15 protein-coding genes are annotated in these 16,060 nt (G+C 68.2%); 10 read left to right on the top strand and 5 right to left on the bottom strand.

Features of this window, described 5'->3' with window-relative positions; genetic code table 11:
* Complete coding sequence (locus tag JWS14_RS32220; RefSeq protein WP_072940606.1) at nucleotides 1-351, top strand: hypothetical protein; 351 nt, start codon at nucleotides 1-3, stop codon at nucleotides 349-351.
* 12 nt (nucleotides 352-363) lie between these two features.
* Here JWS14_RS32220 and JWS14_RS32225 read toward each other — a convergent pair whose 3' ends face one another.
* The gene (locus JWS14_RS32225) at nucleotides 364-1,758 is read right to left on the bottom strand and encodes an acyl-CoA dehydrogenase family protein (protein ID WP_206015095.1); all 1,395 of its coding nucleotides are present in this window, start codon (nucleotides 1,756-1,758) and stop codon (nucleotides 364-366) included.
* Nucleotides 1,759-1,888: 130 nt separating this feature from the next.
* Between JWS14_RS32225 and JWS14_RS32230 the strand changes: the two genes are divergently transcribed.
* Together JWS14_RS32230 and JWS14_RS32235 are read left to right on the top strand one after the other, a co-directional pair.
* Entirely contained in the window at nucleotides 1,889-2,698 is an 810-nt protein-coding gene (locus JWS14_RS32230; protein ID WP_206015096.1) for a class I SAM-dependent methyltransferase, read from the top strand.
* A gap of 55 nt (nucleotides 2,699-2,753) precedes the next feature.
* Nucleotides 2,754-3,431 carry a L,D-transpeptidase family protein gene (locus JWS14_RS32235; RefSeq protein WP_206015097.1) on the top strand — a complete coding sequence of 226 codons (678 nt, stop codon included), beginning with the start codon at nucleotides 2,754-2,756 and terminating at the stop codon, nucleotides 3,429-3,431.
* Nucleotides 3,432-3,482: 51 nt separating this feature from the next.
* On the opposite strand, the gene JWS14_RS32240 is transcribed toward JWS14_RS32235, so the two are convergent.
* Complete coding sequence (locus JWS14_RS32240) at nucleotides 3,483-5,180, bottom strand: fumarate hydratase (protein WP_206015098.1); 1,698 nt, start codon at nucleotides 5,178-5,180, stop codon at nucleotides 3,483-3,485.
* Between the two features lie 178 nt (nucleotides 5,181-5,358).
* On the opposite strand from JWS14_RS32240, the gene JWS14_RS32245 reads away from it, so the two are divergent.
* A complete protein-coding gene (locus JWS14_RS32245) occupies nucleotides 5,359-6,129 on the top strand; it encodes a CPBP family intramembrane glutamic endopeptidase (RefSeq protein ID WP_095861109.1) in 771 nt (256 codons plus the stop codon).
* Between the two features lie 6 nt (nucleotides 6,130-6,135).
* Here the strand turns inward: JWS14_RS32245 and JWS14_RS32250 are convergent, their stop codons facing one another.
* Entirely contained in the window at nucleotides 6,136-7,377 is a 1,242-nt protein-coding gene (locus JWS14_RS32250; RefSeq protein WP_206015099.1) for an esterase/lipase family protein, read from the bottom strand.
* A 325-nt stretch (nucleotides 7,378-7,702) separates the two neighbouring features.
* On the bottom strand, nucleotides 7,703-7,840 hold the full coding sequence (locus tag JWS14_RS32255; protein WP_167372164.1) for a hypothetical protein: 138 nt from the start codon (nucleotides 7,838-7,840) through the stop codon (nucleotides 7,703-7,705).
* A gap of 302 nt (nucleotides 7,841-8,142) precedes the next feature.
* On the opposite strand from JWS14_RS32255, the gene JWS14_RS32260 reads away from it, so the two are divergent.
* Nucleotides 8,143-8,661, top strand: a complete 519-nt coding sequence (locus JWS14_RS32260; RefSeq protein WP_072940585.1) for an OmpA family protein — start codon at nucleotides 8,143-8,145, stop codon at nucleotides 8,659-8,661.
* Nucleotides 8,662-8,670: 9 nt separating this feature from the next.
* On the opposite strand, the gene JWS14_RS32265 is transcribed toward JWS14_RS32260, so the two are convergent.
* Nucleotides 8,671-9,801, bottom strand: a complete 1,131-nt coding sequence (locus JWS14_RS32265; protein ID WP_206015100.1) for an NADH:flavin oxidoreductase — start codon at nucleotides 9,799-9,801, stop codon at nucleotides 8,671-8,673.
* Nucleotides 9,802-9,939: 138 nt separating this feature from the next.
* On the opposite strand from JWS14_RS32265, the gene JWS14_RS32270 reads away from it, so the two are divergent.
* The 5 genes from JWS14_RS32270 (at nucleotide 9,940) to JWS14_RS32290 (ending at nucleotide 15,850) form a co-directional block, all read left to right on the top strand.
* Nucleotides 9,940-11,571, top strand: coding sequence for an amidohydrolase (locus JWS14_RS32270; protein WP_072940580.1), 1,632 nt, complete (start codon nucleotides 9,940-9,942; stop codon nucleotides 11,569-11,571).
* The gene (locus tag JWS14_RS32275) at nucleotides 11,568-12,980 is read left to right on the top strand and encodes a chloride channel protein (protein WP_206015101.1); all 1,413 of its coding nucleotides are present in this window, start codon (nucleotides 11,568-11,570) and stop codon (nucleotides 12,978-12,980) included. The genes JWS14_RS32270 and JWS14_RS32275 overlap by 4 nt, the downstream gene beginning before the upstream one ends.
* A 42-nt stretch (nucleotides 12,981-13,022) precedes the next feature.
* A complete protein-coding gene (locus tag JWS14_RS32280) occupies nucleotides 13,023-13,922 on the top strand; it encodes a restriction endonuclease (protein ID WP_005253670.1) in 900 nt (299 codons plus the stop codon).
* Between the two features lie 190 nt (nucleotides 13,923-14,112).
* Nucleotides 14,113-15,321 carry a serine hydrolase domain-containing protein gene (locus tag JWS14_RS32285; protein ID WP_072940575.1) on the top strand — a complete coding sequence of 403 codons (1,209 nt, stop codon included), beginning with the start codon at nucleotides 14,113-14,115 and terminating at the stop codon, nucleotides 15,319-15,321.
* 106 nt (nucleotides 15,322-15,427) lie between these two features.
* Nucleotides 15,428-15,850, top strand: coding sequence for an Rv3143 family two-component system response regulator (locus tag JWS14_RS32290; RefSeq protein ID WP_206015102.1), 423 nt, complete (start codon nucleotides 15,428-15,430; stop codon nucleotides 15,848-15,850).
* Nucleotides 15,851-16,060 lie beyond the last annotated feature (210 nt).

The following is a 16,060-nucleotide window of genomic DNA, read 5'->3' on the forward strand; positions in this document are numbered from 1 at the left end:
ATGACCGTCGTCTACAACCTCCTCTTCGTCTGCCACCTGCTCGGCATGGCCGCCCTCGTCGGCGGCTATTTCGCGGTGCTCGCAGCGCCGCGGATCTCCGAGGTGATGGTGTGGGGTGCGCGGCTCCAGTTCGTGACGGGACTGATCCTCGTCGGGCTGGGGGAGGCCGCACTGGACAAGGACTACAACCACATCAAGATCGGCGTGAAGCTTCTGCTCTCCCTCGTGGTGGTCGCGCTCGCCGAGATCGTCCGGGGCAAGCAGAAGCGAGGGCAGGAGCGCCCGAACCTCGTGCACGTGGTCGGTGGGCTCGGCATCGTCACCGTGCTCGTGGCGGCCCTCTGGACCTGATCCCGCGCCCGTTCACTTCTTCGGTGGGGCAAGGAACTTCATCGCCAACCGCTGCGCGGACTCGGGCATCCGGTCCTTCACGGACATCGCGAACTCGCCGGCCTTCGTGCGCACCGACGTGCCCCTCCCGAACAGCCGGTTGAACGCGGATCCTTCGGTCGGCTGATCGAAGTGCAGCGGCGGGGCGCCGTCCGCGGCGCCGAGTGCACGCCCGATCACCATCCGCTGAATCTCGCTGGTGCCCTCGAAGATGGTGTACAGCTTGGCGTCCCGATACCACTTCTCGACGGGATGGTCACTGATGTACCCCCACCCGCCCATCGTCTGCAGCGCACGTTCGGTGGTTCTCACCGCGACCTCCGACGCCGCGAGCTTCGCCATGGAGCCCTCGCCGTGACGGAACTCCACGCCCGCCGCCGCCATCCACGACGCCCGCCACGTCAGTAGTCGTGCGGCGTCGATCTGGGTCGCGAGGTCGGCCAGCGGAAACGCGATGCCCTGGTTGTCGATGATCGGACCGCCGAACGCCTCCCTCCGGTTCGCGTACTCGGTGGCGTACTCGAACGCGGCGCGGGCGATGCCCAGCGCCTGAGCCGCGACCATCGGACGGGTCTGCTCGAACGTGCCGAGGGTGGCCGATTTCCGCCGCGGCGCGCCGGTGGCCACCTCCTCCTGCACCTCACGGGCCTTCCGCATGCGGTGCTGCAGTTTGTCGTCGCCGCCGAGCAGGTGGTCGGCGGGCACCCGCACCCGGTGGAACTTCAGCTCCGCCGTGTGCGACGCACGGCAGCCCAGCTTGTCGAGCTTGCGGACGAGTTCGATCCCCGGGCTTCCGCCGGGAACCACGAAGAGGGCCTGCCCCCGATGCCCCAGCTCCGGGTCGACGGTGGCGTTCACGACGTGCACGTCGGCGATGCCGCCGTTGCCGATCCACATCTTGTGGCCCTCGATCACCCAGTCGTCGCCGTCGCGTGTCGCGGTGGTCCGCAGATTGCGGACGTCGCTGCCGCCCTCGGGTTCGGAGATGCACAGTGCGGCGAGTTTCAGGTTGCCGGGCTCGCCGAAGCATTCGGGTGCCCAGCGCAGCATCTGCTCCGGCGTCGCGGCCTGTCCGATCGACGACAGCGCCAGCGCGGGCATCACGATGGCGAGGCCGATTCCGGCGCATCCCCAGAACAGCTCCTCCATGAACAGGGGGAGGGACAGGCCGGTCGGGTCGCCGATCAGGTCGCGATAGAACAGCGGACTGTAGAAGCCCTCTTCCGCGGCCTTCTCGAGGACGTCCCACGGGAACTCCTGCGCGCGGTCGTGCTCGGCGGCCACCGGCCGGATCACGTTCTCCGCGAAAGCGTGCGTCCGCTCGACGAGGTTCTTCTGCGCGGGGGTGAGCGCGAGGCTGAAAGTCATGGCAGTCCCTCGGTTGCCGTGTTGGTGTGCACCAACGTAACACTCACGGTCTTCGAGAACCGTGGATCACAGAATCCTGAGGAGTAGGACAGCAATCCCATTATCTGATCGGAGTTGCTAGCGTCGAGGGATGGACGGCGACGAGACGGTCTACACCCACGGCCACGACGAGTCGGTGCTGCGGAACCATCGATGGCGCACCGCCGAGAACTCCGCCGGCTACCTGCTTCCGCATCTGCGCGGAGGCCTGACGCTGCTCGACGTCGGGTGCGGGCCGGGCACGATCACCGCCGACCTCGCGGGACTCGTCGCGCCCGGAGCAGTCACCGCCGTCGAGATGAACGACGAGGCGCTCTCGCTCGCGCGCAACGAGTTCACCGAGCGGGGAATCGCGAACGTCCAGACCGTCGTATCGGGTGTCCACGCACTCGACTTCCCCGACGACAGCTTCGACGTCGTGCACGCGCATCAGGTCCTGCAGCACGTCGGCGATCCGGTGCAGGCGCTGCGCGAGATGAAGCGGGTGTGCCGACCCGGCGGAATCGTTGCCGCCCGCGACGCGGACTACGGCACCTTCACGTGGTATCCGCCGACACCCGAACTCGACGAATGGCTGGCGCTCTACAAGGCCGTCGCCCGGGCGAACGGCGGTGAACCCGACGCCGGCCGTCGCCTGCGGGCGTGGGCGCACGAGGCCGGTCTCGGCGACGTCGTGAACACGGCGAGCACGTGGTGTTTCTCCTCCGACGAGGATCGCGAGTGGTGGGGTGGGTCCTGGGCCGACCGCTCGCTGCGGTCGGCCTACGCGGACCGGGCGCTCGCGCTGGGGCTCGCCACCGAGGCAGACCTCGACCGCATCGCGGCCGGCTGGCGTGCGTGGGTGCGGGAGAACGACGGCTGGTTCGCGCTCCTGCACAGCGAGATCCTCTGCCGGGTGTAGTGCACCGCGAAGCGAAATTCTCGCGACCGGCGCCCGGGAATGGAACACTCGCCCCATGACGACGTTGCGCGTGGGTCGACTGTGGTTGCCGGGGCTGATGGTGATTCTGATCGGGCTGGTGTTCGCGCCCGGTGCCTCCGCGGCCCCGGATCGAGCGGTCTTCTCCGGAGACTCGGACCAGGTGATCACCGTCTACGCCCCGTCGGCGGGGTCGGTGAGCGCCGAACTGACCGCCTGGGAGCGGGGCTCGGACGGCACGTGGCAGGTGTTCGCGGGTCCCGTCGCCGCCGACGTCGGCGCGGAAGGAATCGGTGCGGCGAACGAATTCTCCACCCGCACCCCCGCCGGTGTCTTCCCGCTGTCGCAGGCGTTCGGCCGGCAGCCCGCTCCGGCGACGGCGATGCCGTACTTCCAGTCGGATCGGCGTGACTGGTGGGATTCGAATCCGCTCTCGCCGACGTACAACACGCACGTCCGGCAGGACGCGAGCCCCGGCGGTAACAGCGAGAACCTCTACTCGGCCGGACCGCTCTACGACTACGCGCTCGCGATCGGGTACAACGCCGCCCGCATCCCCGGCCTCGGTTCGGCGATGTTCCTGCACGTCACGGACGGCACCACCACCGAAGGGTGCGTCGCCGTCGACCGCGGCACGCTGACGACCCTCCTCGGCCGGCTCGACCCGGCAAAGAATCCGGTGATCGAGATCGCCGTAGGCGCTTCGCACCCGTGAGTGGTTGACGAGTGTCTGGACTCGTCAACCACTCACGGGCGGCGGAGCCGCCTACAGGCCGGGGCGCCTGCCGATGGTGAGGGTGGGGGTGGAGACGCCGGCGAAGAAGTCCTCGCCCTTGTCGTCGACCACGATGAACGCGGGGAAGTCCTCGACCTCGATCTTCCAGACCGCTTCCATGCCGAGCTCTTCGTACTCGACGATCTCGACCTTCTTGATGCAGTCGAGGGCGAGACGCGCCGCGGGACCGCCGATGGACCCCAGGTAGAAGCCGCCGTAGGACTTGCATGCGTCGGTGACCTGCTTGGACCGGTTGCCCTTCGCGAGCATCACCATGGAGCCGCCCGCGGCCTGGAACTGATCCACATAGGAGTCCATTCGACCGGCGGTGGTGGGGCCGAAGGAACCGGACGCCATGCCGTCGGGGGTCTTGGCCGGACCGGCGTAGTACACCGGGTGGTCCTTGAGGTACTGCGGCATCTCCTCGCCGGCGTCGAGCCGTTCCTTGATCTTGGCGTGGGCGATGTCGCGGGCGACGACGAGCGGGCCGGTGAGCGACAGCCGTGTCTTCACCGGGTGCTTGGACAGCTCGGCGAGGATCTCGGGCATCGGCTTGGTGAGGTCGATCTTGACGGCGGCGCCCTTGCCGGTGCCGGAGATGCCGTCGGTCTCGGCATCGAGCTGGGCGTCGGTGACCTCGGGGAGGAACCGGCCCGGGTTGAACTCCAGCTGCTCGAGGAAGACGCCCTCGGGGGTGATCTTCGCTTTGGCCTGGCGGTCCGCCGAGCAGGACACGGCGAGAGCGACGGGCAGCGAAGCGCCGTGGCGGGGGAGGCGGATGACGCGGACGTCGTGGCAGAAGTACTTGCCGCCGAACTGTGCGCCGATGCCGATCTGACGGGTCAGCTCGAGCACCTTCTCCTCGAGTTCGAGGTCGCGGAAGCCGCGACCGGTGATCGCGCCCTCGTTGGGGAGTTCGTCGAGGTAGTGCGCGGACGCGTACTTGGCCGTCTTCAGCGCGAACTCCGCGGACGTGCCGCCGACGACGATCGCGAGGTGGTACGGCGGGCAGGCTGCGGTGCCGAGGGCTCGGATCTTCTCCTCGAGGAACCGCATCATGCCGTCCGGGTTGAGGATCGCCTTGGTCTCCTGGAACAGGTAGGACTTGTTGGCGCTGCCGCCGCCCTTGGCCATGTACAGGAACTTGTACGTGTTCTCGTGGCCGGTCGCCGTGTCGGCGTAGAGCTCGATCTGGGCGGGGAGGTTGCTGCCGGTGTTCTTCTCGTCCCACATCGTGATCGGCGCGTTCTGCGAGTACCGCAGGTTGAGCCGGGTGTAGGCGTCGTAGACGCCGCGCGCGACGGCCTTCTCGTCGTCGCCGGGGGTGAGGACGTGCTGGCCGCGCTTGCCCATGACGATCGCGGTGCCGGTGTCCTGGCACATCGGCAGCACGCCTGCGGCGGAGATGTTGGCGTTCTTCAGCAGGTCGAGCGCCACGAACTTGTCGTTGCCCGACGCCTCGGGATCGTCGAGGATGCTCGCGAGCTGCGTCAGATGGTCGCTGCGCAGGTAGTGCGAGATGTCGTGGAGTGCGGTCTCGGTGAGCAGGCGCAGCGCCTCGGGCTCGACGGACAGGAAGGTGCGGCCGCCGGGTCCTTCGACAGTCGACACCCCCTCGGTGGTCAGCAGCCGATATTCGGTGGGGTCCTCACCGATCGGCAGCAAGTCCTCGTAGAGGAAGTCGGCCATTCTATCTCCTGGACAGCTGGTTGTGTGAAGTTCGTCTTCAGGCTAGACGCGGGCTCCGGCGGCCCTGTGACGCGGGGGCATGCTTTCACCTGCACAGTGGTGTGGCTCACAGAGTTCTCACAAGTAAATCCGTACACTTGACTGGATGCTTGAACACGGAACGAGATCGGCCGGCCGAATGACCCTTGCAGTCCAGGACGCCGGAGCCGCTGACGACGAGACGTCCGGTGCACGTGCCAAGCGGCCCGTACTGCACGCCTACCTCGACATCGCGATCGTGGTGGTCGTCCTCGCGGCCACGAATCTGATCGCGCACTTCACCACCGCGTGGGCCAGCATCGCGACCGTTCCCATCGCCGCCGTCGTGCTGCTCATGCTCACCCGGCGCCGCGGACTCGGCTGGGCAGAACTGGGGCTCTCGCCTCGGCACTGGCGCAAGGGGTCGCTGTACGCCCTCGCGGCGATGGGCCTCGTGATCGGCGTCGTCGCGATCGGTGCCGCCCTGCCGATCACCCGGCCGTTCTTCATGGCCGACCGGTACGCCACGATCTCCGGCGCCCTGATCGCGTCGATGATCGTCATCCCGCTGCAGACCGTCATCCCCGAGGAGCTCGCGTTCCGCGGCGTGCTGCACGGCACCCTCGACCGCGTGTACGGCGCCCGCGGCGTCTTCGCGGCGGGATCGCTGATGTTCGGTCTCTGGCACATCGCGTCCTCGCTGGGACTGACGTCGGGCAACAAGGGATTGTCGAGCTTTCTCGGCGGCGGCGTCCTCGGGCAGGTGCTCGGGATCCTCGCCGCGGTGGTCGCCACCGCGGCCGCGGGCATCGTGTTCACCTGGCTCCGCCGCCGCAGCGGCAGTCTGATCGCGCCCATCGCGCTGCACTGGTCGTTGAACGGCGCGGGTGCGCTCGCGGCCGCCGTCGTGTGGCACACGACCATGGCCTGAGCAGGGTCAGGTCTTCGGGGCGCCAAGCCACTCGAGCAGCTTCTCGTACACCGACTCGTGGTTGAGCATCGTGAAATGATTCGCGGGTGCGAGGTGCATGCCGTCCTCGTCGCGGAAGCCGATCATCCGCGTCCGGTTCCGTCCGGACGCGCTCGGCACGAGCACCATGCCGTCGCCGAGCAGGCGGCCCAGCGGATGCCGCGGGCTGCGGGTGATGGTCGCGGAGACGAAGCAGTACGTCACGCCGTCGAGGAGGGGGACCTCGCTGGTGGCCGCGGCACGGAGGGCGTCCGGGTCGCGACCGCGCCAGTCCTCGTCGACGAGCGAACCCTGATTCAGATCCCGGATGCCGGCGCTCCTCCGGCGCAGGAGTCCGGAGATCGCCCGCGTCTCGGGCAGTGCGGCCAGACCGGCGCTCGCAAAGTGGACAGCCTGCTCCAGCGGGGCGCCGAGGTGAGGTGAGCCGAGGCTCACGACCTGCCGCACCCGCCGCACCCACGGGCGGTCGTCGAGGAAGGCGATTCGACAGGCGCTGCGGGCGACGAGGCCGCCCATGGAATGCCCCACGAGTGCGATCGACTCGACGTCCACCGGCCAGTGCTCGGTGACCGCGTCCAGAAGGTCGGACAGGCTCCTGCCGTTGTCGGAGATGTGCCGGCCGGAGTTGTAGCGGATCTGCAGCGCCGTGTATCTCAGGTCGGTCTCGAGTCGTTCACCGTAGGTCGGGCGGCCGCCCAGCGACCACGCGTCCTCGGTCTCGACGAGTCCGTGCAGGAAGACGACGATGCGGCCGCGGGCGTGGGGGAAGGCATCGGCGAGCGTGGACTCGGCCGCCGTGAGTGCGACGCCGCCTACCCGTATCGCCAGGGGTTCGGCGAGCACGGACCCCTCCGATTCCAGTACGTCGCCGATCAGCCCCTGGATCGCGGCGATGGCCCGGGCTCCGCGGCGCGTCTGGGACGGCGGGACGTTCTCCGCCGACGGGAAGTCGAGGAACTGTCCCGCGAGGGAACCCCCGAGTCGGGCGGTGTCGGCGACGAGCGCATACACGGCGGCGGTGATCTCGTCGTGGAGCGCCTTTGCGGGGACGGCATGGGTGCCGACGCCGAGCCGTACTCCGGCGAAGACCCGGTCCGCGACGGCGCGGTGGATGCTGCCGAGGCCGCCGGCGGCGGCCCCGATTTCGTCGAGGGCCAGCCGGGCGAGTGCCCGCACCTCGGAGCGGCGTCTGATCTGCGGGTCGGTCACGAGATTTGAGTGTACGCATGTGCACTGAGATGTGCGCGTGCTGCGAAACCGCCGAAATGTGCAGCGCGCGCGATTATTTCGCGAATAAACCAACGGTGAAACGGAAATGTTGATCGTGCGAATGGCGAATCAATTGGTCGACCGACCAATTCCGGGGAAAATGCTGGTAACGCGGATAATGAACATGTTCACGTCGCGAATTATTCATCGTAATAGATACGTGATCGACACGATCGTGACGCTGCCGGCAACGCCGCGACGGGGCCCGCGCGCCTGAGCGCACGAACCCCGTCGCGGGTGTTCAAGTCTTGTGCCAGCGGAAATGCTAGCCAAGCGTGGCTGCGGCCGCCGTTGCGGCGTCTGCGCCACCGCCCAATGCGTCGGCGGAACCCGAGAAGAAGTCCAGGGCACCGGCGAGGTCGGAGAAGGCGGAGAAGAATTCGGACAGGAAGGCGAGATCCATGCGTGTAACTCCTTGCTCGGTTGTGGGCATTTATGTTGGCGCTGAGCGGGCGCCGGATTCATTTCTACCGTTATTGAAATGAGATCGCAATCCGTGGAATTAACCGAATTGAAACGGAAGGCGAATCAACGGTTTTTGGGCAGGTGAGAAGCCTGTGTCCGGATTCACATCCGTCCGAGAAATCTCACGATGTGGGAGCTTGGGCCGTGTTCGAATCCCACCTTCGAGGGTGCGGGCGGGGCTATCCTCGTCCCACGACGTGTAGCGCTTTCCGGACATACGGACGTATAGGGGAAACCATCATGCGCAAGACCATCGTCACCGGCATCGCGGTCGCGGCCCTCGCGCTGCTCGGCGTGGCCGGCTGTTCCAACGACTCGAACGAGGCTCCGATCGCGACCACGACGACGGCCTCCGCGTCCGATCGGGTGGAAGGCGCGATCAGCAGTGTGCAGGCCACGGCGTCGTCCGCCGTGAACACCGCGCGCGAGGCCACCCAGAACGCGATCAACTCGGCCATCGCGGCGGTCCCGATCGGATTCGAGTCGGGAACCGCCGAACTCAACGCCCTCTCGGACGTGACCGTCAAGGCGGTGGCCGCCGCGATGAAGGCGGGCGACGCCAAGATCGCGATCGAGGCGTACGCCAGCAACACGGACGAGGCGGCCGCCGAACTCCTCGCCGACCAGCGCGCTCAGGCCGTCGCGAACGCCCTCGAGGCGCAGGGGGTCGACAAGAGCCGCATCTCGACCGAGGGCACGGCGAACCCACCCGAAGGCGTGAACGTCGATCAGGTGGAGATCACCGTCGAGGACAGCTGACCGGCGCGGTCAGTGCAGGACCGCCCGGTGCTCGTTGCTGTACGGGATGTGCTCGGCGGTCCTGCCGTCGCGGAGTTTGAGCACCCACTCCGGATCGGACAGCAGTGCGCGGCCGACGGCCACGAGATCGAACTCGCCGTTCTCGTACTGCCGGAGCAGGCGGTCGACACCGGCGGTGTTCGAGGCGCCGTCCGACGTGAAGGCCGTCGTGAACACGTCGTCGAGACCCACCGAACCGACCGTGATCGTGGGCAGTCCCGTCAGCCGCTTGGTCCATCCGGCCAGGCCGAGTTCGCCGTCCTCACCGGACAGCTCGGCGAAGGCCGGGTCCCAGTGCCTGCGGGTGGACGGGTGCAGCACGTCGACACCGGCGGCGACGAGGGGCGTCAGCACGGCCGCGAGTTCGTCGGGGGTCTGCGCGATGCGCGAGTCGTAGTGGTTCGACTTCCACTGGGAGAAGCGGTAGACGATCGCGAAGTCGTCCCCGACGGCCTCGCGGATCGCTGCGACCACCTCGACCGGGAAGCGGGTGCGGGCCTCGAGAGATCCGCCGTAACCGTCGGAGCGGACGTTCGTGCGGTCCCACAGGAACTGGTCGAGCAGATAGCCGTGGGCGCCGTGCAGTTCGATGCCGTCGAAGCCCACGTCACGCGCGTTGACGGCGGCCGCCACCCAGGCCTCGCGCAGCGCGTCGAGATCGGACCCGGTGAATTCGCGTCCCAGCCGGGTTCCGTCCAGCGCGATTCCGGACGGGCTGGCCGTCGTCACCTCGGGGTTCATGCGCGGCTGCGGGCCGCGTTCGACGCCCAGATGCCACAGCTGCGGGATGATCTGCCCGCCCTCCTCGTGGACCGCGTCCACCACGGACTTCCAGCCCGCGAGGCTGTCCTGTCCGTAGAGGAGCGGCACCCGGGTGTGGGATCCGGCTGCGGGGTCCGGAATGTACGTCCCCTCGGTGATGACGAGACCGACCCCGCCCGCCGCACGCCGGCGGTAGTACGCCGCCACGTCCTCCCCGGGAATGCCGTCAGGGGAGAAAGCCCTGGTCATGGGTGCCATCGCGAAGCGATTCCGGAGCTGGAGGGATTTGACGGCGAACGGCTCGAAGAGGCCGTCCACGGGCAGAGGTGTTTCGGTCATGCCTGTCTGTAACCGATCGCGGGTACGCACTATTCCTGCATATGACCTGCTGCGTAGTTGTAATCTGAAGTCACAGTCGACACTCGCTGCCGGCGCATGGGCACTCGCCCGCGCCCGGTCTGACGGGAGGGTGCACTGATGGGCACGAACGACGGAAAACCTGCCGATCTGGTGCTGTTCGGTGACGTGGTCACCATGAACGACGCCGCGCCGCGCGCTCGGGCGGTCGCGGTTCGGGACGGGCGGATCGCCGCCGTCGGCAACGACGCCGCGGTGTTTCCGCTGATCGGACCGGCAACGATCGCGGTCGACGTGCACCGCGCCTGCATCCTCCCCGGGTTCGTCGAGGCGCACGGTCACCCGCTGAACTCGGCGGTGCTGCTCGGCGAACCGGTGGTGGACATCAGGCCGGTGACCATCGCCGACGCGGGCGAGGTGGTCGACGCCGTCCGCCGCGCCGTCGACGAGCACCCCGACGGCGCCGTGCTCAACGGCTGGGACCCTCTGCTCCAGAAGGGGCTGCCGGAACCGTCCCGGGAATGGCTCAATTCCGTCGCTCCCGACACCTCCCTGGTGATCCTGCACAACACCGGTCACGTCGCGTATTTCAACGACGTCGCCGCCCGGGAAGCCGGATTGTCCAAGAAGACACCGGACCCGGAGGGCGGCAGCTTCGGTCGCGACAAGTCGGGCGACCTGAACGGTTCGGCGTTCGAGGCGCCCGCGGTGATGGCGGTGGCAGCCTCGATCCTCGACGGTGCGTCCACCCGGCTGCCGGAACTCCTCGCCGCGGAATGCGCGCGGATGAACGCGGCAGGCATCACCACCGCGAGCGAGATGGCATTCGACCCACGCTTCCGGAGCGCCCTGACCGCGATCGCCCGGTCCGGTGCTCTCACCACCCGGCTGCGGCTGTACGAGATGTCGAACCCGGAGCGCTCCACGGACGTGTCACCCGGAGTGGGCGACGACCTGCTGCGCCAGGTGGGTATCAAGATCTGGTCGGACGGCTCGCCGTGGGTGGGCAACGCGGCCACGAGTTTCCCGTATCTCGACACGGACGTCACCCGGTCGCTCGGCCTCGCCGGATCGCGCGGCAAGGCCAATTACACCGCGGACGAGATACTCGAGATCAGCAAGCCGTACTTCGAGAACGGCTGGCAGATCTCCTGCCACGCCAACGGTGACGCCGCGGTCACCCTGGCCCTCGACGCGTGGGAGCGGATGCTCGCCGAGTCGCCGCGCGACGATCACCGACTGCGACTCGAGCACGTGGGGGCGATGACCCCGGAGCAGTTCCGCCGTGCGACCGAACTCGGCGTCACGTGCAGCCTTTTCGTCGACCACCTCTACTACTGGGGCGACGTGCTCGTCGACGACCTGTTCGGTCCCGAACGCGGAGCATGTTGGGCCGCTGCAGCTTCCGCGATCGCGGCGGGTCAGCGGATCTCGTTCCACAACGACGGTCCCGTGACCCCGACCAACCCGTTGCGCAACATCGCCGACGCCGTCACTCGCCGCACCCGGTCGGGACGGGTGCTCGCCCCCGAGGAGCGGATCTCGGTCCCGGACGCCTTGCGTGCGGAGACGATCAACTCGGCGTGGCACCTCCGGAGCGAGGACGCGATCGGGGCGATCGTCCCCGGGCTGCACGCCGATCTCGTCGTGCTGTCGGCCAACCCGCTTCTGGTGGATCCCGACGACATCGCGGACCTCGAAGTGCTCGCCACGATCCTGGAGGGTCGAACGGTCTTCGGAAAGCTGGAGTGATCCGGGTGGCGTCCTGGTCGCGGGCTCTGCGGTCGATCGGGGCGCCGGCCGGAGCCTGGATCCGCACCGCGGGCTACACCCGCAAATGGCTGGTCCTCGGTGTCGTCATCGGCATCGTCGCCGGGCTCGGCGCGGTCGTGTTCTACGTCGCGCTGTCGGAGGCGACGCAACTGCTGATCGTCGACATCGGCGGGTACCACCCGCCGACCGCGGCCGGTGACGGCGGCGCGGGCGGCAGCAGGGAGTTCACCAGACCGTGGGCGATTCCGCTCGTGGTGTGCCTGGGCGGTCTCGTGTCGGGCATCCTCGTGTTCACCCTGGCCCCCGAGGCCGAGGGGCACGGCACCGACGCGGCGATCGAGGCCGTGCACCGGGACCCCGGCATGATCCGCGTCCGCGTCGTGCTGGTGAAGCTGGTCGCGTCGGCGATCACGATCGGGTCCGGCGGGTCCGGCGGTCGAGAGGGGCCCACCGCGCAGATCTCGGCGGGTTTCGGATCGCTCCTCGCCCGCAGGCTGGACCTGTCCCCGCGGGACGGCCGCATCGCCGTGGCGATCGGCATCGGCTCCGGCATCGGCGCCATCTTCGGCGCCCCGCTCGGCGGTGCGGTGCTGTGCTGCACCATCCCGTACAAGGAGGATTTCGATTTCGAGGTGCTCGTGCCTGCGCTCGTCACGTCGATCGTCAGTTACACCGTGTTCGGCAGCTTCCTCGGCTTCGGGCCGCTGTTCGGGTACGCCGCCCAGGACTACGTCTTCGACACCCCGGCCCAGTTGGTGTGGTTCGCGCTCATCGGTGTGCTCGGCGGCCTGATCGGATTGCTGTACAGCGGGACGTTCTACACCGCCGTCGACCTCACCCACCGCCTGCCGGGCAGCCGGATCGTCAAGCCGGCGGTCGGCGGGCTGCTCGTCGGACTGATGGCACTGGTGCTGCCGGAGGTGCTGGGCAGCGGATACGGCTGGATCCAGCAATCGATGGCCCGCGACGACCTCGCGGCCATCCCGCTGTGGGTGGTGCTGTTGTTGCCGTTCGCGAAGATCCTCGCGACGTCGCTGTCCATCGGATCCGGTGGATCGGGCGGCATCTTCGGTCCGGGCATGGTGATCGGGGCGTTCACCGGTGCCGCGGTGTGGCGACTGCTGGAGCCGATCGCCCCGGGCGTCCCCGACAATCCGGCGCCCTTCGTCATCGTCGGCATGATGGCGTGTTTCGGGAGCATCGCCCGCGCGCCGCTCGCGGTGATGCTGATGGTCGCGGAGATGACGGGAAGCATCGGCGTGCTCGTGCCGGGGATGATCGCGGTCGGACTCGCCTACCTCATCGTGCGCCGATCGGGGAAGACGATCTACCGGGCGCAGCTCGAGAACCGGGCGGAGGCTCGGCTTGCCCAGGGTTCGCCGGGGTGATCGGGTCGGGGTCCGTGTGCGGAGTGCCCGGAGGATTCGGGCATGCTTGTGGCCATGACTGTTCACGTTCCTCAGTACGTCGACCTCCTCTGGCCAGCGCTTCAGGCTGCCATTGCTCTCGGTGGTTCGGCGTCCAACGAGGAGCTCGACAGCGCAGTCGTTGAGCGAGAAGGTCTTTCGTCCGACGTGCAGGGCGTGCTGCACGGTGACGGTCCGAGCACCGAGATCGAGTACCGGCTGGCGTGGGCCCGCACCTACCTCAAGGGGATGGGTCTGCTCACCAACAGCCGTCGCGGGGTGTGGAGTGTGACGGAGAAGGGCCGCGAGGTCGCCGAGAGCGAGATCCGCCCGTTGCACGCCGAGTTCTCCGCCGAGAACCGCAAGAAGAATGCCGCCCGCAAATCGGCGAAGGCCGCATCCCGGAGGAACGACGAACCGGACGCCAACATCGCCGAGGCCGAGAACGACGCGGACTGGAAGGACCTGCTGCTCGACACGGTTCTGAAGATGTCGCCGCCTGCGTTCGAGCGGCTGACCCAGCGGTTGCTGCGGGAGGCCGGATTCTCGAGCGCGTCCGTCACCGGTCGCGGCGGCGACGGGGACATCGAGGGCCTCGGCGTGTACCAGTTGTCGTTGCTCAGTTTCCCCGTGTTCTTCCAGTGCAAGCGCTACAGCGGCAGTGTCGGCGCCGGGGCAGTGCGCGATTTTCGTGGCGCGATGGCGGGTCGCGGCGAGAAGGGTCTGCTCATCACGACCGGAACCTTCACTGGTGACGCCCGCACGGAGTCCAAGAGGGACGGCGCCCCGCCCATCGACCTGATCGACGGCGACCGGCTGTGCGACCTGTTGAAGGAGCATTCACTGGGGGTGCAGACCACTACGCGTCTCGTCGAGGACGTCGAGGTCAGGTCCGATTACTTCCACTCGCTCGAGCCGAAATGATCATGGTCGGGTCACCTCCCGGGGTCATGGTCGAGTCACCCCTCCGGGCCCCGGACACTCTTTCCCGTTGCGGTATGGCCACGAAGCGATCACGCAGGCTCTGAAGCGGTGCCGACGGCGTTCTCCCGTGTGTAAAGAGGAAGTTAAATGCACATGTCACTGACGTGAAGAGCGACCGAGGGAAGTCGATATGACGACCACATCGCCGTGGCCGTTGAGGCGCCGCACCGTACGGCCACCGGCGGGGATGCTGGCGGACCGGCGATTCGGGGTGCTCGTCGACCAGTTCTTCCGGCTCTTCCACGACGTCGGCCAGGGCGGCGGTGCGCTGGCCGTCTACCTCCACGGTGAGCCGGTCGTCGACGTGTGGGCCGGGTGGGCGAGCCGCGACACGTTCTGGCAGGAGGACACGGTCACCCTCACGTTCTCCACGGGCAAGGGCGTCGCGTCGACCGTGCTGCACCGTCTCGCGGGACGCGGGATCATCGACTACGACGCACCGGTGGCGCAGTACTGGCCCGAGTTCGCCACCGCGGGCAAGGACGAGATCACGGTGCGCGAACTGCTGTCGCACCGCGCCGGACTGCACCGCGTTCGCGGACTCGTTCCGGGCCCCCTGAGTCTGATGGACCATGGCCTGGTCAGTGCCGCCCTGGCCGCGGCGACCCCGGATCGGCGGCGGCTGAAGACCCCCGGCTATCACGCCGTGACATTCGGCTCGCTGGTCGCCGAACTGACGTCCCGTGCGGCCGGAACACCGTTCACCGAACTGGTGCGCACCGAGGTCGCCGAACCGCTCGGGGTGAAGGAATTCTGGTACGAGGTGCCGCCCGCCGAGCGGTCCCGCATCGCGAGGACCTTCCCGCACATCAACCCGTTCGGTGTTCCGTGGGGTGCGACGTCGTTCGCGATGGCGCGGCTGCCCGGTCTCCGCAACGTCGCCGACGCCGGCATGCCCGCCGGTTTCGACGCCCTCGTCCGCAACCCTGCGATCCACGACAGCGTGATGCCGGGATGGAACGGCGTGTTCAGTGCCCGCGCCCTGGCGCGCATGTACGGGGCGCTGGCCAACGGCGGAACCGTCGGCGGTGTCGAATTCCTCCCGCCGGAGGTCGTGGCGCAGCTGAGCCAGGTGCAGACCACGGCCCGCGACTACGTACTGGGCATACCGATGAACTGGCGGCTCGGCTACCACGCGGGAATGGTCGCGCGCCGCAAGCAGCCGTCGAATACGTTCGGGCACTACGGGTTGGGTGGGTCTGGCGCGTTCGCCGACGCCGACACGGGCCTGTCGATCGCCTTCGTCACCAACCGGCTCGGCAACATGCTGACCCCCATCGCGGATCTCCGCCTGCCGAAGCTCGGTTCCACGGCGCTCGCCATCGCGGAGAGACTGTAGCCGGGCAGCTGCGGCCGCCGGCCAAACCAATTCGATTTCGACGCGCCGTTTTTCGATCGACGCGAGCCGCCGGTCTGGAAGGCGGGGGACCGGTAGCATCGTCTCCGTGACCGACGCGACCGCCCACACCAGCCGTTCTGATCGGTTGCGTGTCCTCGTCTACAGCGACGACGCGAGCACCCGCCAGAAGGTCGTGCTGGCGTTGGGGAAGCGTCCGCACCCCGACCTTCCGGAGCTGGAGTACGTCGAGGTGGCGACGGCGCCCGTGGTGATCCGGGAGATGGATGCCGGCGACATCGACCTGGCCGTCCTGGACGGCGAGGCGGTGCCCGCGGGCGGGATGGGGATCGCCAAGCAGTTGAAGGACGAGATCGACGAGTGCCCGCCGATCCTGGTCCTGACCGGACGTCCCGACGACGCCTGGCTGGCCAGCTGGTCGCGCGCGGAGGCCGCGGTGCCGCACCCGCTCGACCCGATCCGGTTGTCCGAAGCGGTCATAGCGCTGCTCCGCACCCGACTCTCTGCTTAGGGTCTCCTGACTTCCGATTCCGCCGTCCGAAGGCGCATCGAGCGCCTGTCCCGCAGCGGTTTTCCGCATTTCCAGATCGCCTTGAACTCGCTCGGTCAAATCGGCCGGGCCCGACGACTTCCCTTGTACGCTGTGGCATAACTCACAAGAGCGTAGCTTCGGAAACGACCGCCCGGGAATCGGGCGGACAGGCTCGGGAAGAGGGGAGCT

Origin of the sequence: Rhodococcus koreensis (genome assembly GCF_017068375.1) — a bacterium.
Classification (GTDB): domain Bacteria; phylum Actinomycetota; class Actinomycetes; order Mycobacteriales; family Mycobacteriaceae; genus Rhodococcus_F; species Rhodococcus_F koreensis.

What these genes read in the sequence shown, in the direction of transcription:
- JWS14_RS32220 (WP_072940606.1), top strand. Translation starts at nt 1, where the DNA reads ATGACCGTCGTCTACAACCTCCTCTTCGTCTGCCACCTGCTCGGCATG.
- JWS14_RS32225 (WP_206015095.1), bottom strand. Translation starts at nt 1,758, where the DNA reads ATGACTTTCAGCCTCGCGCTCACCCCCGCGCAGAAGAACCTCGTCGAG.
- JWS14_RS32230 (WP_206015096.1), top strand. Translation starts at nt 1,889, where the DNA reads ATGGACGGCGACGAGACGGTCTACACCCACGGCCACGACGAGTCGGTG.
- JWS14_RS32235 (WP_206015097.1), top strand. Translation starts at nt 2,754, where the DNA reads ATGACGACGTTGCGCGTGGGTCGACTGTGGTTGCCGGGGCTGATGGTG.
- JWS14_RS32240 (WP_206015098.1), bottom strand. Translation starts at nt 5,180, where the DNA reads ATGGCCGACTTCCTCTACGAGGACTTGCTGCCGATCGGTGAGGACCCC.
- JWS14_RS32245 (WP_095861109.1), top strand. Translation starts at nt 5,359, where the DNA reads ATGACCCTTGCAGTCCAGGACGCCGGAGCCGCTGACGACGAGACGTCC.
- JWS14_RS32255 (WP_167372164.1), bottom strand. Translation starts at nt 7,840, where the DNA reads ATGGATCTCGCCTTCCTGTCCGAATTCTTCTCCGCCTTCTCCGACCTC.
- JWS14_RS32260 (WP_072940585.1), top strand. Translation starts at nt 8,143, where the DNA reads ATGCGCAAGACCATCGTCACCGGCATCGCGGTCGCGGCCCTCGCGCTG.
- JWS14_RS32265 (WP_206015100.1), bottom strand. Translation starts at nt 9,801, where the DNA reads ATGACCGAAACACCTCTGCCCGTGGACGGCCTCTTCGAGCCGTTCGCC.
- JWS14_RS32270 (WP_072940580.1), top strand. Translation starts at nt 9,940, where the DNA reads ATGGGCACGAACGACGGAAAACCTGCCGATCTGGTGCTGTTCGGTGAC.
- JWS14_RS32280 (WP_005253670.1), top strand. Translation starts at nt 13,023, where the DNA reads ATGCTTGTGGCCATGACTGTTCACGTTCCTCAGTACGTCGACCTCCTC.
- JWS14_RS32285 (WP_072940575.1), top strand. Translation starts at nt 14,113, where the DNA reads ATGACGACCACATCGCCGTGGCCGTTGAGGCGCCGCACCGTACGGCCA.